Raw genomic sequence first — 21,429 nt, 5'->3', positions numbered from 1 at the left:
GTTAGGCCCCTGCCGCAGGATTTGGCAGGGGTTTGTGCCTTAAACCGCTCAAGCATCGTCTAAAGTCGGGGGATGCAAGGCCTCCATTTGACCGCCGACCTTTATAAATGCCGCTGTGAGCCCGCCTGGCTGACCGACGCCGCCAAACTGGGCGACTGGTGCGTGCAGGCCGTGCAGGCGACCGGCCTGCAGGCCGTTAACCAGCTGTTTCATACCTTTCCCGACACCGCGCACGGCCCGGGCGGCATCACGGCCACGGTGCTGCTGGCCGAGTCGCATGTGTGCGTGCACACCTGGCCCGAACAAAAAGCCGTGACATTGGACGTTTACGTCTGCAACTTCGGTGGTGACCATTCCACCCGGGCGCGCGAGCTGATGGACGCGCTGGTGCGCCGCTTTAACCCGGAGTGGACCGAGCAGCGCTCACTGGACCGCGGGGAAACGCAGTGACCGGCGCACCGATCAAGGCCATGATCATGGCCGCCGGCCGCGGCGAGCGCATGCGGCCGCTGACCGACACGACCCCCAAACCCTTGCTGCCAGTGCGCGGCAAGCCGCTGATTGACTGGCATGCCGAAGCGTTGGTGCGCGGTGGCTTCACCGACCTGGTCATCAACACGGCCTGGCTGGGCGAGCAGCTTCCAGCGCATTTTTCGGCGTTTTCTCCAGGCCATTTCGGGCTGCAGCCCAATGAGGGCGGGCGCAAGCAGCTATCAATTTCATACTCGCACGAAGGCGTGGACTTTGGCGGCGCACTGGAAACCGCCGGCGGCATCGCGCGTGCGCTGCCGCTGCTGGGCGACATTTTCTGGGTGCTGGCGGGCGATGTGTTTGTGCCCGGCTTTGAATTCACCCAGGCCGCCGCCGCCCGGTTTGCCGCCGGCAACAAGCTGGCCCACCTCTGGCTGGTGCCCAACCCGGCGCACAACCCGAAAGGCGATTTCGGCCTCGGTCCTGATGGACTGGCGCTGAACCTGCCCAAGGACGGCCCGCAGCCCAAATTTACCTATAGCACCATCGGCCTGTACCGGCGCGAACTGTTCAACAGCCTGCCCTTCGGCAACCCGCAGGGCCTCAAAGCCCCACTGGCACCGCTTTTGCGTACAGCGATGGACAATCGGGCCGTGAGCGCCGAGCTGTATGAAGGCGCCTGGACCGACGTGGGCACACCGGCCCGGCTGCACGAGCTGAACCAAACCACGACGACCTGAAACACTGAAGCGGAACGCACATGAGCACCACCACCATCTACGAAAAACGCCGCGCCGCCATCGCCCGCGCGCTGAAGGCCGCTGGCGGCGGCATCGCCCTGCTGCCGACCGCACCCGAATACCCGCGCAACCGCGACAGTGACTTTCCCTACCGCCACGACAGCTACTTTTATTACCTGACCGGTTTCAGCGAACCCGACAGCTGGCTGGTGATTGAGGCCAGCGGCAAGACCACGCTGTTTTGCCGTCCCAAGGACCTGGAGCGTGAGATCTGGGACGGCATCCGCCTGGGCCCCAAAGCCGCACCGTCTGCATTGGGCGTGGACGCCGCCTTCAGCGGGGAAGCGCTGGAAGAAAAAATGCCCGCGCTGCTGAGCAACCAGGCCGCGGTTTGGTTTCCATTTGCCACACACAAGGGCCTGGAAACTCAGGTGGACGGCTGGCTGAACAAGGTGCGCGCGCGCGTGCGCTACGGCGCCGAATGCCCGCAAAGCCAGCACGACCTGTGCAAGCTGCTGGATGAAATGCGCCTGGTCAAGGACAGCCATGAAGTCGGCATCCTCAGGCGCGCCGGCAAGATTTCGGCCGGCGCACATGTGCGCGCCATGCAGACCTCGGCCGCCATGCTGCGCAGTGGTGTGAAAGGCGGGCTACGTGAATACCACCTCGAAGCCGAGCTGCTGCACGAGTTCCGCCGCCATGGTTCGCAGTTTCCGGCTTACGGCAGTATCGTCGCGGCCGGCGCCAACGCCTGCATCCTGCATTACCGCGCCGGCGACACCGAGCTCAAGCCCGGCCAGCTGTGCCTGATCGACGCCGGCTGCGAGCTCGACGGCTACGCCAGCGACATCACCCGCACCTTCCCGGCCGACGGCAAGTTCACGCCGGCCCAGCGCACGCTGTACGACATCGTGCTGGCCGCGCAGGACGCCGCGGTGAAGGTGACAAAACCCGGCAAGCGCTTTTTAGATCCGCACGATGCGGCGACGCGCGTGCTGGTGGAAGGCATGCTGGACACTGGCCTGCTCGACAAAAAGAAGCATGGCAAGGTCGACGACGTGCTCGAGTCCGGCGCCTACCGCCAGTTCTACATGCACCGCACCGGCCACTGGATGGGCATGGACGTGCATGACTGCGGCGACTACACCGAGCCCGGCAGCAAACCGCGCGAAGAAAAAGACGCCCTGGGCCAGACCGTGATGCGCAAACCGTCGCGCATCCTGCGGCCCGGCATGGTGCTGACCATCGAGCCCGGCATTTATGTGCGCCCAGGCAAGAACGTGCCCAAAGAGTTCTGGAACATCGGCATCCGGATCGAGGACGATGCGCTGGTGACGGCCAAAGGCTGTGAGTTGATGACGCGGGGCGTGCCGGTGGATGGGGATGAGATTGAGGCGTTGATGAAGGGGTAAGGGCGCCTTGGGAATAGCATTTCGCTCAGGGGCAATCGCTCGCCTCTATCGCCGAACCTGGTTCCACCAGCGTGTTGGTCATCAAGGGGTTGACGCTTTTCCAGGCACGCATTTTTTCGGCCGTCAGATAGACCTTCACGCAACTGCCAACGGCGAAATTTTGGCCGGTCCGAAAAAAGAGTTGCTCGGTATTGGTCTGGCGTATCAAGAAAAGGCACTCTCGCGGTGCCAGGGCCTTGTCGATTGGCTTGAGTAGAGACTCCATTGCCCTGCCGATAGCCGCTGTGCCCGGTGGCTGCTCAACATTGGAAGTGAAATTATTTGTCAGGGATTGGGTGCAGGGGTCATAGACCTTTTCCACGCGCCCCGTCAGTACCACTGTATCGGCCGCCTGTTTGTTGACAGCACAGGATGCAAGCAGCATTGCCGGCAAACAGCACGACACCAGTGCTAGCCGCCTGGCTCGGTTTACTTCAAAGTCAAACATATTTTCCCTCCTGAAATTCGTCATTCGTCATAGCGTGGAGGCATTATCCGGTCTGTGTTGGTACCAGGCGCCAGACCTGGCAACACCTCTCACCCGCCAGCCGGCCGCACAACCACCCCCCGCAAAGCCGGCGTCCCCATCGGCAGGCGGAACGTGACATAAACCTTCTGCACCACTCCCTCGTCCGGCGACCGCACTCGCTTGTAGCCCTGCATCAGGCAGTTGTTCTGCAGCGTCTCCCCAGCCTGCAGCGGGTTCAGCAACTGGGTGTAGATCGTGCCGTCGCGCTGGAGAAGGTCGAGATAGGCCCGCACCCGGGGAATCGGTGCCACCGGGTCGAAGCCGTCAGGCCGAAAAGCGATTGAGAACTCAGGGGTGTCTGCTGGCGCCGTGCCGGGGTCTGCAAAAAACTCTCCCTTCACGCGCTGGCCGTTGGCTTGCACCCAATGCAGACGGAGCTGTGGCGCTTCCTCACCAGCCGACCACATCAGGTGCAGGTCGTCGCCCTGCGAGCAAAACGCCTCTTGCGTGGTGCCCTTGGTGTCGTACCATGGCCCATTGCGCCGCACGTCCACGCGTTCCAGCCGGACGCCACGCGGCGCGATCAGTGATTGTGCAAACACCACACCGGCCCCGGGCATGGCAAAGCGCTGAAGCGGGCCGACGGCATGCGCTAGCGGCGTGGAGTCCGGCCCTTTTTGCCGCTGGACCGCCAGGTTGCGTGTCGCCTGCTCCAGAGGAAACTGGGCGTACATAAACGCCGTGGCCGGAATCGCCAGGATGCCGATGCCCACGATAGAAAGCGTCATGCATTCGCTACCCGTTAACGCCGGGCGCAAGGAGCGGCCCACCAGCAGATGCCCGCCAAACCACAGCAGCGGCACGGCGATAAAAATGGACCCATAAAAAACCGCCAGGGCTTCCATGCCCGATACCGACCGGGACGGCACCAGCACGGCAGCAATGGTGAGCGGTGCCAGCAGCACCGATGCCAGCCTGAAGCCGAGCCAGCTGCGGGTTCTCTGGCTTTTTTTGAAGTAGCGGCGCTCGGCAAGCAGCACCAGTGCCATCAGGGCCACCACGCACAGCGCGGACAGCAACCACTGCCGTTGTTCCCCGGCCGGCAAGGCGGCCAGGGTCTCATACATCTGCTCGAACTCCATCGCTACCTCCACTTGCAAATGCCGGACCGCCCGCCGCTAGACCACTGAAGTCCCCCTGCGATGGCCCTGCGTAAACGCCTCTTCAAACACAGAATACCCCGACAAATCGCTGTGCGCAAAATGCAGCCGCTGCCAGGGCGCCTGCAAACGCCCCTGCAGCGCCCGCAAAGCCACACTGCTGCGCACACCCGGCACCGGCGTGCTCATCGCATGGCCGTAGCGCATGACGTCCATGCGCGTGACCTTGCCGGGCAAATCAGGATGAGGCACCGACAGCTCGGCCAGCACGCTGTCGCGCCAGTGCGTCCAGGGCTTCTCGTACAAGGCTTTGCGGCCTGCCGGTTCAATGCCGAACGCACGGTAATGCGTGAGCACCGTGGCGCCAGGCACGGCCTGCAGGCTCTGGTGCATGGCGTCGACGTAACCCAGGCCTGCCTGCGCGGCGCGGCTTGATGCGTCCCCGCCGTAGATGACGTTGTCCCAGCTGGGTGCGGCGCCGGGCCGGTCGTGCAGCGCGGCCCTGATGTGCAGGTTGGCCACCAGCCAGGGGGCGTAACGCAGCTGGCCGGCGGCTTCGCGCAGGGCGGGCGGCGGGTTTTCCACCACGCGCGCCGCCACAAACAGCGGCATGGCCACGATGCATTGATCGGCCTGCCAGCGCTCGACGGTCTGGGTGGCCGCATTGAACGCATCGACCTCCACGCCATGCCGACCCGCAGCCACTCGAACCACGGTGCGGCCGGCGTACAGGCGCTCACCGAGAGGCGCAGCCAATTGGCGGGTAAGCCAGCCGTTGCCCTCGGGCCAGGTGAGCACACCCGCTTCGCGCTCCGCAGAAGCTGCATCGCCGGGCGCCTGAAAGCCATGCCGACTGGCGAAGTAATGAATGCCGGCCCAGGCCGATACCGTGTCCAGGCCCGCGCCGTAATCGTCGCGGCAGCAGTAGTCAAGGTACCAGCGCAGCGGCGCGCCGGTGAGCTGCTGCTGGTTCAGCCATGCCTCGAAAGTCATGGCATCCAGCGCCCGGTGCTGCGGCGCCAGGGCCACCCCCGCCACGGGAATCAGAAAGGCGGCCGAAGACGAGATTTGCTGCACCAGCGCCGCAAAACGCCGGTATTCAGCCAGCGCGGCAGCATCCACATCCTGCAGCGGCAGCAGCCCTTCCTGCCACTGGCCATTGATGAACAGGCGCTCCTGCGGGCTATGGCACAAATGACGTTCGTCGTACACCCAGCGGCCGGCCACCCGCCGACGCAACGAGAGTTCTTCAAGCAAATCCTGTACGTCACGCGCCGCATCCCCGGGCACCGGCAGGTAGTGCGCGCCCAGCGGGCAGGGCACACCACTGACCACACCGGCGCGGCTGTTGCCGCCGGCGCTGTCCTCCAGCTCCAGCATCACAAAGTCGTCCATGCCGCGAAGGCGCAATGCGCGGGCCGCAGCCAGGCCGGCAACTCCGCCGCCCGCAATCAGTATGCGGGTGCGTTGCGTGGTGGCAGGTGCGGGCCGGTTGCGCACCTTGCCGGGCTCCGGCCGCAGTGCATGGCCGCGCTCGTGGCTGATGCCGGCAAAACCACCTTCGATATGCCCTGTTTCTCCGCAACCCAGCACCGGCAGCGCGGAGGCGGCCAGGAAATGACGGCGCTTCAATGCAGCACCTTGCCCCATTCCTGTTCGTAGCTGTGCACCAGCTCCTGGCTGGAAAGCCGGTTGACGGGCGCGGGCACCCGCGACATGTCTTTCGGAAAGTCGAACAGCAGCGGCAAGGTCTGGGCATCCAGGAACCGCAAGCCGGGAGGCAAGGCGGAAATCTGCGTCGTGGGGCTGAACGGACGCCGCCCCGCCACCACAAAACCCCATTCGCCAAAGCTGGGCACATTGGCGTGATAGGGCGCTACCTTGAGCCCGACGGATTCCAGCGTGCTCACCACCGTCCAGTAGCTGCGCCGCGCCACCAGCGGCGACGTGGTCTGGATGACGGCATAACCGCTGGCGGAAAGGTGCTGCTCGAGCAATGCATAGAACGAGTTGGTGTAGAGCTTGCCGATGGAAAAATTGGTCGGGTCCGGAAAGTCCACGATGATGACGTCGAACATGCCGGCGTTTTTATCGAGCCACTGGAAGGCGTCGGCATTCAAGATGCGCACCTTGGGTGAGAGCAGCGCGTCGCCATTCAGGCGCTTGAGGGCCGGCTGCTGGCTGAACAGCTGCGTCATGGCCGGGTCAAGCTCCACCAGTGTGACGCTTTCCACGCTGGGGTATTTCAGGACTTCGCGCACCGCCATGCCGTCGCCGCCGCCCAGCACCGCTACCGTCTTCGGCGCACCGTGCGCGCTCATCACGGGGTGCACCAGTGCCTCGTGATAGCGGTATTCGTCGCGCTCGGCGAACTGCAGGTTGCCGTTGAGGAACAGGCGGTGGCCCCCGCGGCCGTTCGTCACCACGATGCGCTGGTAAGGCGTGGTGGCCGTAAAGATCACACGGTCCTGGTAGAAATGGTCTTCGGCCAGCGTGGTGATCTGGTTGGCACCCACAAAGCCGGCGCCGAGCGCGCACAAGACACCCAGGCAAGCCAGGGCATGCGACTTGACGTGCCTCAGCTCATGGCGAAACAGCCACAGCGCCCACACGGCGACAACCGCGTTCATGAGGCCGAACAACAGCCCGGTTCGGATCAAACCCAGATGCGGCACCAGCACCAGCGGAAACGCCAGCGACACGGCCAGTGCGCCCAGGTAGTCGAAGGTGAGCACCTGCGACACCAGCTCCTTGAGCGCGACGTTGCGCCGCAGGATGCGCATGACCAGCGGAATTTCCAGCCCCACCAGTGTGCCGACCAGCAGCACCAAGGCGTAAAGCAGAAAACGGAAGGCGCCGGGCACATAGGCATTCGCCAGAAAAAGTATCGCCGGTAGCGCGCCACCTACCAGCGCCACCATCAATTCAATGCGCAAGAAATGGGCAGGCAGCTGCCGCTCGAAAAACCGCGACAACCACGACCCGATGCCCATGGCGAACAGATAACTGCCGATGATGGTGGAGAACTGCAGCACTGAATCGCCCAGCAGGTAAGACGCCAAGGCCCCCGCAGCCAGTTCATACACCAGCCCGCACGCCGCTACCACAAAGACGCTGGCCAGCAGCGCGACCTCAAGAGGGCGCGGTGTGGCAACGGTGGAGGGGGATTTAGTGTTCAAAACAGAAATGCCGATGAAGGTAGCAAACCATGCGATGCGAAGCGAGCCGAATCACCACGGCGTTAAGGGCGTAGCGAGCGGACTGCGGGCAAGGCGGACGGCGCACAGGAACCGGAATGTACCTGTGGGTACATGAGGATTCCGAGCACCGGCCAACGCCGCCCCCAGTTCGCGCAGTAGCCGGGAACGAGCCTAGCCGTGGATGGCGGCGGCTACTATTACGCAGATGCCTAACGCCATCGCGGCAACCACCAGCGCCAGCGCCATATTCTGTTTCTCGACAATCTCCAGCCACAGGTCGTAAGGCGTCATTTTGTCGATGATGACGAAGCTCAGCCAGAAGATGATCACGCCGATCAGCGCGAACAAAATCGAGCCGAGGAATGCGGCGGGTTTAAGCCATTCAAGTCCCATGATGTTCTCCAGAAAAAATCTGCCAGGTTGAATAGAACGGGGCCGGCCTCACTTGTGGCCGCCTCCGCCGGAATAGCCACCGAATGAACCGCCTGAACTGCGCGAGCTGCTGGACGAAGAGCAATTTTCGACATTCGGGTCGCAACGCGAACAGCGTGTGACCAGCAAAAGAACCAGCAGGATCAACAGCACCACCACCACGATGGTGCCGCAACCCACGCCTGAAACGCTGCTCAGGGGCTTGGCATCCGTTCGCTTGAAGAGGTCTTTTTTGCCTTCAAGCTTGAAGGCTTTGGCCACCAGGTCACCGTCCAGCTTGCTGCCGCTGGACCAGGTAATTTCTTTCGGCGCTTCTTCCTGGGACAGCAGCGCGCTGCCGCTGGCGAAATCGCGGTTAAAGGTCTTTTGCCCACGCTCCACCTGCCAGTAGAACTCGCCGGCAGCATACGTGGTCTCGGCGCGGTAGCTGCTTTGCAGGCGATAGGTAGTTTTGAGGTAAGTGGCGCTGTCGTCACCCGTCTTGAAGGTGGGCGCGCCGGTCAGGGGCTTGACCACGCTCCAGCCGTCGGTGGCGTCCACCAGAAAGGTAAAGCCGCGCTTGCGGTTGTAGAGCAGGTATTCATCCCAGCCAAAATGCTCATCCGGGTCGTCGGGCTCGTACCCCATGCGATGCTGGAAGCCCACGACCTGCCATTGCGTGCCCAGCAACTGGCCCGTGCTTCCCAACGCGATCAGCGGGGCAACCGGTTCGTCCTGGATCGCATGCCGAAGCGCGGCGCCGGTGCCCTGGCTCAGGTCGATGAGGCTGTTGCAGGAACTGCAGGTGATGCTTTTGCTGGCAGCCAGCGTGACCGCCACAGTCGCCCCGCAGTTGGGACAGCTGAACTGCCTGCCGTTTTCTTCCTTGGCAGACTCGTCCTTCAGGCCGGTAAGCTTCAATTCGTCCAGCAGCACCGAGCGGCCCAGCGAGAGTGCTGGTGCGCCGCCACCGGATGCCGTGCCGTAGTCGACGCTGAGCACATCGCCATCCGTACTGCGCAGTTCGACCACGGCAAAGGGCATGCCCAGCGCCGGCAGGCGCGGCAGCTCGCCCTGTGCCGACAACAGCACAACGCTCTCATTGGAGGCCACGCTGAATGGCTTGGCGTTGATCGCCGTGGTGGCGCCAACACGAAAGTTTTCTGCAGGCGGTACGGCGCGCTGCAGGCTGGTGGGCCGGCTGAACACATAAGCGCCGTTGTCCTCGCTCAGGAAGGCCGCGCTGCCGTCGTCCAGAATGGCATGCCACTCGGTCCAGGTTCCCTGGGCGTACTTGTATTGCAGCCGCCCGACCAGCGTGAAGTTGCGCCCTTGATGGACGCCAGAGGCCTGCAGCTGCAGGGGGCTGAAGTCGTTGAACAGTTCGGCCATCTTGCCGATGCGCGACAGCGTGTCGCCGTCACGCACGACAGTGCTCTGGCAATAGCCGCACACCGCATGAGTGGACTGCGCACTACGGAATTCAACGGGCGCACCGCAGCCGGGACACGGCGCGCGGTAGGCGCGTTGCTGGGTGACGTCAGTCACAGCAGATGAAGCTCAGTGCCGGACAGAAGGCACGCGCAGCGAAGGGCCGCCCCGAGCAAGCGACGGCCCCCTCGGGGGGCAGCGTAGTACACGAAGTGACAAGCGTGGGGGCCACATACTCAGACCAGTTTTTTTAGCAGCTCGGCCTTCTTGGCGTCGAACTCTTCCTGCGTGAGGATGCCCTTGGTCTTGAGCTCTCCCAGCTTCTCGAGCGTGGCCATGACATCGTCGGGCTTGACCGCCGCAGCTGAAGCCGCCGGGACTGCGTTGCCCTGTAGGCCCTGCTGCAGGTTTTGCGCCAGCACCTGGCCCAGCGCAACCCCGGCTCCCAGGCCCATGGCGTCGCCGGCAATACCGCTACCCCCGCCGCCGCCTTCGGCAAATTTCGGGATGGCCTGTGCCGTCTGGTACTGCATGAACTTGCCCATGTCGTTGCCGACCATGCCCATGCCGATTTTCTGGTCGAGGATTTTCTGCAGCTCTTCGGGCAGCGAGACGTTCTGCACCGTCATGCCTTCGAGCTTCAGGCCTATCTTGGCAAATTCCGGCACGAGCTGCGCCGCCAACGCCTGCGCAAACACGAGCTGGTTCGCGGCCAGGTCCAGAAAGGCAATGTTGCTGGCGGCAATGGCGGCGGAAATGTTCTGCAGCACCAGGCCGCGCAGCTGCCCGTCAAGGTCTGCCGTGGTGTAGCGGTCGCGGGTACCCGAGATTTCCGTATGGAAGAGCTTGGGGTCGGCAATGCGGAAGTTGTAGTTGCCGAAGGCGCGCAGCCGGACTGCACCGAAGTCCTTGTCGCGAATGGTAATGGGCTGAGGGGTGCCCCACTTCTGGTCGATCTGCTGGCGGGTGCTGAAGAAGTAGACATCGCTTTTGAACGGTGACTCAAACAGCTTGTCCCAGTTCTTGAGGTAGGTCAGCACCGGGACGGTCTGCGTCGTCAGCTTGTACATGCCGGGACCGAAAACGTCGGCAATTTTGCCTTCGTTGACAAAGACCGCCATCTGCGATTCGCGTACGGTCAGCGAGGCGCCGTACTGGATCTCCATGTCGGCCATCGGAAACCGCCACGCCAGTGTGCCATCGTCATCCTCGGTCCACTGGATGATGTCGATGAACTGTTTCTTGATGAAGTCCATTAAGGCCATGACGCGCTCCCTTGAGTGGTTATCGGCCACATGATACCTGCCGAAAATGGCGTTTTGCGTTATTTACTGGCCCTGGCCGCCTCCGGTGCAATTGAGGCCTGCACCCTGATCCACGCAGTCTTGCTGCGCCAGGCCGGCGGCGCGGGGATCGGGGAATCCCGCCAGGCGGAAGGTCGGCGCATCGGACGCTCCATTGCCATCGGCATCCTTGACGCCTGCAGCGCGGCGAAGGGCACGCTGGCGGTCGCCGCCGCCTTCCAGCACCGGCAGCGCGGTGCCGTTGACAATGCGCGCATCACCGGTTCGCTCTGCGGTGTTGGCAGGGGCCGCCGTGATGTTGGCGGTGGTCGCGGCCGTCGTGTTCTGCAAGGTGTAATTGCCCGCATCGGCGCCCGAGAGGGTGATGCCGGTGATACTGACCGGCTTGCCGTTGCCCACGGCAGGGGAATCAAAGTTGCCGGTAGCCGAACCTACCGTCAGGATGTCCGCGCCTATACGGCCGGTGAACGCTGCGCCGCCCGTTGCCAGGGCTGCCGATGTGGTGCCGTCCTGCACCTTGTTCGCAGCCGTGATGCCGGTGACATTCGCAATCGCAGCGGGCGTGATGTTGGCGGTGGTAGCGGCCGTGCTGTTGACGCTGTAGTTGGCCGCATCGGTGCCGGTAATGGCAATGCCGCCAACATTGACGGTTTTACCCACGCCTGCATTCTTGTCGACAAAGCCGGCCGAGGTGCTGCTGGCCGTGAGTACATCGCCGGCAACCCGGTTGTCGGCCAGCGTCACGGTTGCGGCGGTGCTGCTGTCGTAGACCTTGTTTTGGGCTGTGGCCCCCACCACAAGGGCGCGTTGCGTGATGTTGGCGGTGGTGGTTGCGGTGGTATTGGCGCTGTAATTGCCGGCGTCGGTGCCGGTCACGGCTATGCCGTTGACATTCACCGTCTTGCCGGTGCCGACGTTCTTGTCGACAAAACCGGCAGAGGTATTGCTGGTGGCGAGCACGTCGCCGGCAACGCGGTTGTCGGCCAACGTCACGGTGGCGATGGTTCCGCCGTCATAGACGCGGTTTTGGCCTGTGGCGCTGACCGTAAGGGCCCGCTGCGTGATGTCCGCCGTGGTGGCGGCCGTGGTGTTGAACGTGTAATTGCCGGCGTCGGTACCGGTCACGGCTATGCCGCTAACGCTCACCGCCTTGCCGGTGCCCACATTCTTGTCACCAAAGCTGGCCGAGGTATTGCTGGTGGCAAGCACGTCGCCGGCGACCCGGTTATCGCTGAGCGTGACGGCGGCGGCAGTTCCGCCATCATAAATACGGTTCTGGCCGGTTGCGCCAACCGTGAGCGCGCGCTGTGTGATGTTGGCGGTGGTGGTCGCCGTGGTGTTGGCGCTGTAATTGCCGGCATCAGCACCCGTGAGGGCAATGCCGCTGACGTTCACAGTCTTGCCGGTGCCGACGTTTTTGTCGACAAAGCTGGCGGCGGTGTTGGTGGCGGTCAGTACATCGCCGCTGAGGCGGTTGTCGGTGAGCGTGACGGTAGCGGCAACGCCGCCGTCGTAGACACGGTTCTGTCCGGTGGCAGCAACGGTCAATGCGCGCTGCGTGATGGTGAGCGCACCGTGGGTCAAGGCCAGGGTGTAGTTTTCGCTGTTGGTGCCCACACCGGCAGTAATGGCGACGGGCCCGGCTGCCACGGCCGTCCGGTCGACCGCCGTGGTGGTGTAGTTCACGCCAACGCCTGCGAGGGTGTCTCCGTCGATCAGCCCGCTCACCACCCCGGTAAGCAATGGGTTGGTATCGCCGTACACCTTGGACTTGTTGTCGGCCGTAACCGTCAAGGTCGGCGCGACGCGGTAGAGAAAAGTATTTGCACTGCCGGCCGGCACATAGCTGGCGTCGCTGTTGTAGCGCTTGCTGTAGCCGGCAACGCCCTCTAGCGTGGTGCCGGGGTCGCCGCTGTAAACCAGGTAGCGGCCGGAGACCGCCACAATGCCGCCCGCGCCCGCATTGTTGACAAGCTGGCCGCCGGTGCCGGTGCCTGCCGCATTGGCGCTGCCCGCCTTGAGGACCACGGCATCGCCGGTGGCGGAGGAGGTCACGGCGTTGTCCAGCGTGAGGTTGGAGGCCGCGCCTGTGGTTTCGATCCTGACCGCGCCGCTGGCCGTGACGCCGGTGGTCGCGCCGACGGTTCCCACGATCAACGCGCCTGCCTGTTTGTAGTCCACACTGCCCGCGTTGGCGGCCAGCGTGGTGACGGCATTGCCTGCGTTTGTGAGCGCGTAGGCGCTGGCCGCACCCGTCAATGCAAGTCCCGTTGCCGCAATGGCGCCGGATTGGCTGACGGCGCCGCCTGCGGACAAGGTGGCATTGCCGGTGGTGGCAATGGCCGCCACGTCAAATCCGGCAGCGCTGCTGTACTGAACCGCACCGGCCGCATTGGCCGTGTCTGCCGCATTGCGTGCCTGCAGGTTGATGGCGGTGGTGGTATTGCCGCTGTTGTTGAGTGTGATGGCGCCGCCGGCGTTGGCCAGCGTCTTGACCTTCAGCAGGCCGGCCGTGATGTTGCCGGTGCCAGCAGTCTGCGTGAGCGCGCCGAGCGCCGTCAGGTCCAGCGTGCCACTGCCGACGTTGGACGCCGCGCCGCCTGCACCCAGGTTGACAGCGCCCGTGCTGCGCACGAAGGCGCTGGCATTGCCGGTGGTGTTGACGCTGAGGTTGGTCGCCGCGACGTCGATGCCGTTGCTGGCGTCGGTACCGATCTGGCCGTTGGCGTTGAGCGTGATGTTCTGCGCAGTGATGGTTTGCGAACCCACATCGTTGATGGAACCGGCATTGAGCGTGAGCGTCTTGCCGGCCAGGTTGACCGCGCCGCCAATCGTCATGGCGGCGGTGCTGGTCGTGTCGCCGATGATGATCGGGCCGGTGGCGCCGGTGGCAATGGCGGTGAGTTCTGCGGCCGTGAGATCGAAGCCGGCAGCGCCTGCCAGCGACATGGTGCGGGAGGCGCTCTTGGCTTTGAGTGTCAGCGCGCCACTGGTGGTCAGCGCGTTGTTGCCGGTGTTCGCGGCGATATTGACGGTATCCGCCGCGATAGTGATGGGGCCGCTGCCGGCCGTCACATCGATGTTGGCGTTCTGGGTGTAAGTACCCGTGCCGGTGTCGATGGAGACAGCACTGTTGGTCGTGCCGAGTGCGCCCGCCACCGTCACGGCGTTATTGCCGTTATTCAGTGCAAAGCCGCCCGCCGCCGTGATGGCGTTAAGGGTGGCGATGTTGTTGGCCTGGGTGCCGAGATTCAGCGAGCCTGCGCCCGTGCCGGCAACTGCCAGCGATGCCGCCGTCACGGCGCCCGACTGCGTGATGTTGCCGCCGGATTGCAACGTCAATGCCCCCGTGGTGTTGACAGCGGCCACGTCGAAGCCGGTGGCGTCGCGATAGCTGACTGCCCCATTGGCATTGGCTGTATCGGTGGCATTGCGGACACGCAGATCGACCGTGGCGACCTCATTGCCGGCATTGTTCAATGTGATGTTCGCCGTACCTGCGGACAACGTTTTGGCCACCAGCGTGGGCACGGTGATGGCACCCGTCTGGGTGATGGTCGCGCCGGCCACCACTGTCAGGCTGCTATTGGCAACAGAGGTGCCCAGCACCACGGCATTGGCGTCGCGCAGCGAGACGTTGTTGCCGCTGGTGACGGCCACGCTGGAGAAATTGTTGCCGGCGTTGGCCAGCGTGATGTTGTTGGCTGCGCCAGCGGCCAGGGTAGTAACGCCTGTTACCGTCACCGCGCCGGTCTGTGTGATGGTGCCGGCCGTATTCAGCGTCAGGGAGCCCGACACCGCTGAAGTGCCCATCACCAGCGCATTGCTGTCGGTGACGCTGACGTTGTTGCCCGTGGTGACAGCCACCGCGCCGGTGAAATCATTGCCTGCGTTGGTCAGGGACACGTTGTTGACCGCGCCAGCCGCCATGGTCGTGCTGCCCTTGACTCTGAGCGCAGTGCCCGCCTGCTGCGAAATGGCACCGGCGCCTGTGATCGCCAGGTTGCCGGTGGCTGCGCCGCCGGTGGTGTTGATGTTGCCGAGCACTTTGGCGGCGTTGCTGTTGGTCAATGTGACGTTGCCGCCGCCTGTGGCGATGGCGCCGCTGGCACCGAATGTGGTCGCGCCGGTGCCGCTGGCGAGGGACACAGCCGTATTCGTGGTGGTGATCGCGTTGTTGACGGCCAGCGCGTTGTTGCCGTTGTTGAGGGTGAAGCCTCCAGCCGCCGTGACTGCGTTGAGCCCCGCAATGTTGTTGGCCGCTCCGAGCGTGACTGCACCGGTGCCGGTGCCCACAACCGCCAGTGAGCCTGCCGTCACGACACCGACCGATTGCGTGATGTTGCCGTTTGACTGCAATGCCAATGAACCTGTTGTATTGGCCAGCGTCACGTTCACGGCGCCCGCAGCCCGGTAGTCAACGCCGCCGGCGGCATTGGCGGTGTCCGCCTGGTTGCGCGCGCTGAGCGACACATTGGTAATGCTGTTGGCTACCGTATTGAGCGTGATCGCCGCGCCCGCATCATTGAGCGTTTTGGCCGTCAATGTGCCGGCGGTGATGGCCGCCGATTGCGTGATGGCACCGCCGCCCGTGCCCGCACTGCCGCTGGTCACGGCCAGCGTTCCCGTTCCAACCGATGACGCGCCGCCGCCGAAGTTGATGCCTGTTGCGCCCGGTGCGACAACGCTGGCATTGGCATTGCCCACTGTGGTGACCCTCAGGGTGCCGGCCGCAACATCGATGCCGTCGGTGGCGCCTATCGCACCGCTGCGGGCATTGAGATACAGGCTTGCGGCCGTGATCACGTTGCTGCCCGCATCGTTGATCGACCCGGCATTGAGCGCCAGGGCCTTGCCGGTCAGATCGACGGCCCCACCCACAGTGAGCACGCCCGTGGCACTGGCAGCGTTGCCGACAGCGATGGGTCCGGTGGCGCCCGTGGCAAACGAGGCGATTTCAGCAGTGGAAAGGTCAAATGCTGAGGCACCGGCCAGCGACATGGCCTGCGCTGCGGTGGCAGGCCGCAGTGCCAGGATGCCGGTGGTGGAAAATGCATTGCCGCCGGTATTGCTGGCCAGGGCCACCGAGTCGGCAGTGATGGTGATGTTGCCGCTACCGCTGGCAATATCAACATCAGCCTGCGAATACCCACTGGTGCCTGTGCTGATCGACACGGCGGCATTCGTCGTTGAGATGGCGCCGTTGACCGCAAGTGCGTTGTTGCCGTTGGTAACAGTGACGCCGCCCGGGGCGGTAATGGTGTTGAGCGTGGCAATGTTGTTGGCCGACGTGCCGAGATTCAGCGCACTGGTCGCGCCGGTGAGGGTGGCAGCCAGCGATGCAGCGTTCACGACACCCGTCTGAGTGATGTTGCCCGCGGCCGCAAGCGTGAGGTTGCCTGACACCGTGGAGGCGCCCAGCACCAGGCCGTTGACGTCGGTGATGCCGACGTTATTGCCGCTGGTGATCGCCACATTGGCGAAATTATTGGTCGCAGTGTTGAGGGTGATGTCGTTGGCTGCGCCGGCGGCCAGCGTAGTGATGCCACCCACCACCATGGCGCCCGATTGCGTGATATTTCCGTTGGACTGCAGCGTGAGCGCGCCCGTGGTGCCGGCCCCAGCCACATCGAAGCCGGTCGCGTCAGCGTAGGAAATTGCCCCCAGCGCATTGGCCGTGTCGGCAACGTTGCGGGCGCGCAGATCCACCGTGGCAGCTTCGTTGGCCGCATTGTTGAGGGTGATGTTTGCCGTGCCTGCCGATAGCGTCTTGGCCGTCAGCGTGGGCGCGCTGATGACCCCGGTTTGCGTGATGGCGGCGCCGGCCACCAGGTTCAGGCTGCTCGTGACTGTGGATGCGCCCATCGCCAGGGCGTTGGTGTCTCGCAGCGAGACGTTGTTGCCCGACACCACCGATACCGCGCCGGTGAAATTGTTGGTTGCCGTGTTCAGCGTGATGTTGTTGGCGGCTCCTGCGGCCAGCGTGGTGGCACCTGTCACCGTCAACGCACCGGTCTGGGTGATGGCGCCGCCCGCGCTGATATCCAGCGTGCCCGACACGGCCGAAGTACCCAGGGTGATCGCATTGCTGTCAGTCAGCGCAACATTGCGGCCGCTGACGGTTGAAACAGCCCCGCCAAAGTTGTTGGCTGCGTTGTTCAGCGTGATGTCGTTGGCGGCTCCTGCTGTGAGTGAAGTTGTCCCGGTCACGCTCAGGCTGCCGCTTTGCGTCACGGCGCCGGCGGCGACGACCGTCAAGGTTCCACTTACAGCCGAAGCACCAAGCACAAGCGCATTGGCATCACGCAGCGAAACATTGTTGCCTGACACAACCGACAGGCCACCCTGGAAGTCATTGGTGGTTGAGGCCAGCGTAATGTTGTTTGCCGCGCCTGCCGTGATCGAAGTTGCGCCTTTGATGATGAGTGCGCCGGAGCTCTGGGACACGGCGCCGTTTCCCGTGATGGTCAGGTTGCCGGTGCCGGTGCCGCCGGTGGTCGTAATGCCTCGAAGCGCCTTCGTGGTGCCTGCAATGGCGACATCGCCGCCGAAGGTGGACAACGCGCCGTTCGTGCCGAACGTGGTGGTGCCCACGGCGTTCAGGTTGGTGGACAGTGAAGCGGCCGTTGAACTGATGGCCGCGTTGATCGCGATGTTGCCGTCGGCGTTGAGGGTCAGCGAGCGGGCGGCGCCACCGGTATAGGCGATGTTGTTGGAAACCGTGATGTTGCCCGCACCGCCTGTCCCTGGCGAGGTGTTGACGATCACGTTTGCGCCCGCAAGCTGGCCGAGCAGGGTGGTGACGTTCAGGGTGGCTGTGCCGGTGCCGTTCTCGAACGTCGGGCCTGCGCTCAAGCCACCCGAGTTGGCGCCGGTCGAGATCGTGATGTTGGAGGGATCCAGCAGCAGCGTGCCGGTGCTTCCGTTGGCGGCAGTCAGGTCGGTAAAGCCGCGGTAGTCGAGGTATTGCTTGCCCGACACTTCGGCCAGGCCGCCGTTGCCCGACTCGCTGCCGGCATGGGCGGTAATTTTGCCGCCGAACCGGGTGGTGTCGTCGGCCCACACGACCACTTTGCCGCCGTCGCCGGTGCGCTGCGCGCTTGCATCGATACGGACCTGCTCGCCCACAAAAGTGGCTGCCGCATTCTGCTCGGGGCCCCGGCCCTGGTAGTTGCCGCCGACCAGCGCCGTGCCCCCGCCTGCGTCTCCCGAAACATCGATGAGGGCAGTGCCCGCCAACCCGACCTTGTCGCCCAGGATCTTGACGATGCCGCCGGTTTGTCCGTTTTCAGCACCTGCGGCGCTCAGCTCGCCGGTCACATGCACCACGCCTGTGGCGCCGCCGCTCAGCACGATGGTGCCGTTGCGCTCGACTGCCGAGTTCGCGCGTATCACGCCGGAGTGGTTGACGACCGTCGCCATCGCGTCGCCCATGGCACTGGCCAGCACGGCAACCTGGCCGCCCGTGGCCGTGATACTGCCGCTGCTTTCAATGGCAGCCTGCGCAGCGGCGGCATCTACCGAAAAGCGAACCAGCCCTGCGCCCGAAGTATCGACCGATACGCGAGAGCCCGCCAGCAGGCCAACCGAGCCTGCCTCAGCGCTGATGGCGCCGGTGTTGCTGACCTGGGGCGCAGCCAGCAGCACGTAGCCGCCGCGCGCGGCGTTGATCGTGCCGTGGTTGTTGACGGAGCCTGTTCCCGAACCGCTGAAGGAATAGCGGCCGGCCATGAAATCGCCGTTGCCGATGTCCAGGCTGGAAGCCACCAGGCCGCCCACGTTGACCTGGGCTCCCGGCGCGAACATGACGCCGGCCGGATTGATCAGGAAGACCTGACCGTTGGCGCTCAGCGAGCCGAAAATGGACGAGGCACCGTTGCCGATGACACGGTTCAGTGCAACGGACGAGGCGCCCGGCTGCACAAACTGCATGGACTGGCCGGCGCCGATGTTGAAGCTTTGCCAGTTGAGCACAGCCTTGTCGCTGGTCTGGTTGACCACCATGGCGTTGGCCGATGGCGTGCTGACGCTGGCCTGGCCGGCTACCACCTGGGCGCCTTCAGGAAGGGCGATGGCCCAAGGTGACACGGCGGCCAGCAGCACAGCGAGCAGGCGCGAGAGCCGCCGGTCGCTTCGGATGCGATAGGTGGCGGAAAGCTTGCGAGACAGACGAACCACCACCGTGCGCACGGACCACGGACGGTAGGCGGTATGGGCGGAGGATGGGGTGGTGGTCATGATGTTTTTGGAAGCTGCAAGGGCCGGCCTAGAACCAGGTCTGCAGTGACAGCCAGGCGCGGGGCGAGCGGTCCGGGTCGCCGGTGGACGGCAACACCGCCGTGGTGCGCCAGGCCAGGTAGGTCTTGACCAGGAATTTGCCGGAGCGTCCCAGCGTCGCCCCCAAGCCGGCAGAACCGAGGCTCAAGGCATTGGTATTGCCGGGCACGGTGGGGCCGTTCTGGTTGAAGCGCACACGTCCGTAGTCATAGAACGCCAGCAGGGTCAACGGCTCACCGCCAATGGTCGGCGCCAGCTGGTAACGTGGCTCCAGGTTCAACAGGAAGCCGGCGTCGCCGACGCCTTCACCCACCGGGTAACCGCGCACGCCGCCGGGTCCGCCCAGGACCATTTTTTCGGCCGAGCTGAGATTTTTGGACGCGAGCTGGACCTGCGCTGCGAGGTGGATGCTGTAAGCGGCCTCAAAAAACTGGGCGCGCTGGAATTCGAGGTTCAATTTGCTGAAGCCGCCTGCGGTGCGCAGGCCACCGAGGCCATCGTCCAGCGCCTGGTCGGCGGCATTGAGCGTGAGGCGGCCAAAGGTGGCGTTCACGGCGTAGCTGTTCAGGCCGTTGCCGCCCGCAAGGCCGTCGATGAAGTTGCCCGCCAGCCCCACCTTGACTGCCGTGATGTCACGCTCGCTTTTGAGCGCCGGGGTGCGCGTCTCGTCAACCAGCTTTTTCTGCTCTGCGCTCAACAGGCCATACAGGTTGCTGGAACGCCCGCGCAGCAGAGGATGGGACAGGCTGAGGCCGACGATGTCCGCCCGGCCGCTGGCCCCCAGAGGCTCGAATTGCCTGCCCAGCGCGTAGTCCAGGCGCACCACGCTGACACCCACCCGTGTGCCACCGACGCCTACCGGCACGGTGTAACCCGCGCGGTACAGGGCAGAGCCTGCCTGGTCGTTTTGCTGGAGGCTCACCGCCAGAACGTCTCCGCGTCCCAGCAGGTTGTTAAGGTTGGCGCTCAACACGGCACGTGTTGCGCCGGCGGCACGTGCGCCATGGTTGTCCACGCTGACCGAGCCGTCGGCGCGTGGGCCCTTGCCCTGGACGGTGACCAGAACATCGGCCAGGCCCAGGTTGCTCCCAGGCTCCACGGTCGCGCCGGCGTCATACCCCGCCAGGTCGCGCAACAGCAGCACAGGCTTGTCGAGCGCGTATTCGGTGACGGCGTCCCCAGGGCGGAGCTGACTGTTCACCAGCTCTTCAGCAAACGTTTTTGAGATGCCGTCGCCTTCAACGCGCACGGTAACGCGCCCTATCCGCGCTTCGATGATGGTGATGGCAACCGTTCCGCCTTCCGCGGGAAATGCCTGCTCGGGCAGATAGGCCTGCGTGAGCAGATAGCCGTTCTGCCGATATAGCGCGCTGACGGCATTGGCGGCTTCCGTGAGGCCGGTCAGGTCGGTGGGCCGGTGGAGCCGGTTCGACAGCAAGGCCGAAAGGGCCTCACCGGAAAAAACACTGTTGCCGGAAAAACTGAATGCCGCGGGGGTGATGCGGGCAGTTCCCGCCACAGGCGCCACAGCCCTAGGGGGCGTCAGTTCCGGGAGCGGCTCATTGCGCGAAGGCAAACGGGGCAAGGATCCTTGCGGCTCCAGCAGCGTTCCGGCATCGGGCCTTACGTCTACGCGAGCCTGCGCCAGCGCAGGGACGCTCAGGGCTGCAGATGCACCCAGAACTCCCCAAGCCATCAGCTTGGCTACCGGAAAAACGGAACTGCGCAAGGAGCAACCCTTTCAATGGACAGTTGCAACAAAATGTGTTCAAAGGTTGTACCGTGTCGCCTCTCGGCTGTCCAATATTTTCAGCTAAAAAGAGCGAAATATTCGCCGTAAGTGGTTGTTTTTCCACGATTATTTAGGTTTAAACAGCGACAGGCAGGCGCTAGTCCGTTGGATTTGGTAATTTGTAACTTATTGCTACAAGGCGCTGTTTCGGGCGGGCATGCGCCGGGCAGAAACTGGCGGCCCGCCGGAACGCAAGGTAAACAGGAGGTCAGGGCCGGTAAGAACCGCCGCACTCAGGGTCGGCAACCGGAAAACCGAGGCGCTGTATCCAGACCTCAATTGTTATCATTTTGATAGCTGCTTGCGCACACCCAGAGCGGTCTGCAGGGCATTTCGGCCACCAATCGGGGAGGCCCATGCAATACGTCCGCCTGGTGCCGAGCCGTTGAAAGGGATGGTCTGTGATGAACGGCCGACCAGGAATTCACCGCCACAGCCAGGGGGCTGCGGTGGCAAACGCCTGTGACGGCCTCAAGGGACCAGGCGGAAGGTCAGCCGGAATTTCTGCGGCTCCTTGCCCATGTGGAAGGAAGCAGAGGAGAGGAGAGGGAGCGTACGCCAGTTGGCGTCGGCTCAGGCTGAGCCCCACACCTCACGCGCGGTCTCGACCACCAGGCGCAGCTTGTTGCGCTGCGCTTCAACGGCGATGTTGTTGCCGTGCACCGTGCTGCTGAAGCCGCATTGCGGTGACAGCGCGAGCTGCTCCAGCGGTGCGTATCTGGC

Annotated in this window: 12 protein-coding genes, 1 other RNA gene and 1 pseudogene; 3 read left to right on the top strand and 11 right to left on the bottom strand. The window is 64.1% G+C overall.

The annotated features are described in order from the left end of the window. Nucleotides 1-72: 72 nt before the first annotated feature. From speD to AC1D0Z_RS05835, 3 genes are read left to right on the top strand one after another with little or no spacing between them, the layout of a single operon-like run. Nucleotides 73-450 carry an adenosylmethionine decarboxylase gene (speD, locus tag AC1D0Z_RS05845; protein ID WP_477657297.1) on the top strand — a complete coding sequence of 126 codons (378 nt, stop codon included), beginning with the start codon at nucleotides 73-75 and terminating at the stop codon, nucleotides 448-450. Between the two features lie 20 nt (nucleotides 451-470). Continuing rightward, a complete protein-coding gene (locus tag AC1D0Z_RS05840; RefSeq protein WP_477657309.1) occupies nucleotides 471-1,211 on the top strand; it encodes a nucleotidyltransferase family protein in 741 nt (246 codons plus the stop codon). A 20-nt stretch (nucleotides 1,212-1,231) separates the two neighbouring features. Continuing rightward, nucleotides 1,232-2,623 (top strand): aminopeptidase P N-terminal domain-containing protein, encoded by a 1,392-nt coding sequence (locus tag AC1D0Z_RS05835; RefSeq protein ID WP_477657296.1) that lies wholly within the window; start codon nucleotides 1,232-1,234, stop codon nucleotides 2,621-2,623. Nucleotides 2,624-2,648: 25 nt separating this feature from the next. Here the strand turns inward: AC1D0Z_RS05835 and AC1D0Z_RS05830 are convergent, their stop codons facing one another. From AC1D0Z_RS05830 to AC1D0Z_RS05780, 11 genes and pseudogenes are all read right to left on the bottom strand, one after another. Further along, nucleotides 2,649-3,110, bottom strand: a complete 462-nt coding sequence (locus AC1D0Z_RS05830; RefSeq protein WP_477657295.1) for a hypothetical protein — start codon at nucleotides 3,108-3,110, stop codon at nucleotides 2,649-2,651. 89 nt (nucleotides 3,111-3,199) lie between these two features. Continuing rightward, nucleotides 3,200-4,291, bottom strand: a complete 1,092-nt coding sequence (locus AC1D0Z_RS05825; protein WP_477657294.1) for a hypothetical protein — start codon at nucleotides 4,289-4,291, stop codon at nucleotides 3,200-3,202. A gap of 18 nt (nucleotides 4,292-4,309) precedes the next feature. After that, nucleotides 4,310-5,941, bottom strand: coding sequence for an NAD(P)-binding protein (locus tag AC1D0Z_RS05820; protein WP_477657293.1), 1,632 nt, complete (start codon nucleotides 5,939-5,941; stop codon nucleotides 4,310-4,312). Next, the gene (locus tag AC1D0Z_RS05815) at nucleotides 5,920-7,470 is read right to left on the bottom strand and encodes a polyamine aminopropyltransferase (RefSeq protein ID WP_477657292.1); all 1,551 of its coding nucleotides are present in this window, start codon (nucleotides 7,468-7,470) and stop codon (nucleotides 5,920-5,922) included. The genes AC1D0Z_RS05820 and AC1D0Z_RS05815 overlap by 22 nt, the downstream gene beginning before the upstream one ends. 58 nt (nucleotides 7,471-7,528) lie before the next feature. Then, nucleotides 7,529-7,604, bottom strand: a non-coding RNA gene (locus AC1D0Z_RS05810) — sX9 sRNA. 58 nt (nucleotides 7,605-7,662) lie between these two features. After that, nucleotides 7,663-7,884, bottom strand: coding sequence for a DUF350 domain-containing protein (locus AC1D0Z_RS05805; protein WP_477657291.1), 222 nt, complete (start codon nucleotides 7,882-7,884; stop codon nucleotides 7,663-7,665). Between the two features lie 48 nt (nucleotides 7,885-7,932). Beyond that, a complete protein-coding gene (locus AC1D0Z_RS05800; protein WP_477657290.1) occupies nucleotides 7,933-9,450 on the bottom strand; it encodes a DUF4178 domain-containing protein in 1,518 nt (505 codons plus the stop codon). A gap of 119 nt (nucleotides 9,451-9,569) precedes the next feature. Beyond that, nucleotides 9,570-10,598, bottom strand: a complete 1,029-nt coding sequence (locus AC1D0Z_RS05795; protein ID WP_477657289.1) for an SPFH domain-containing protein — start codon at nucleotides 10,596-10,598, stop codon at nucleotides 9,570-9,572. 63 nt (nucleotides 10,599-10,661) lie between these two features. After that, nucleotides 10,662-18,875: a YDG domain-containing protein gene (locus AC1D0Z_RS05790; RefSeq protein ID WP_477657288.1), complete on the bottom strand. Its 8,214-nt coding sequence runs from the start codon at nucleotides 18,873-18,875 to the stop codon at nucleotides 10,662-10,664. 28 nt (nucleotides 18,876-18,903) lie between these two features. Beyond that, nucleotides 18,904-20,643, bottom strand: coding sequence for a ShlB/FhaC/HecB family hemolysin secretion/activation protein (locus tag AC1D0Z_RS05785; protein WP_477657287.1), 1,740 nt, complete (start codon nucleotides 20,641-20,643; stop codon nucleotides 18,904-18,906). Nucleotides 20,644-21,279: 636 nt separating this feature from the next. Beyond that, nucleotides 21,280-21,429, bottom strand: a pseudogene (locus AC1D0Z_RS05780) (5-methyltetrahydropteroyltriglutamate--homocysteine S-methyltransferase); the annotation flags it as partial.

This window comes from Polaromonas sp. P1_E3 (genome assembly GCF_056405935.1).
The sequence above is the reverse complement of the archived record's forward strand: the minus strand, read 5'-3'. Positions and strand labels throughout refer to the sequence as shown.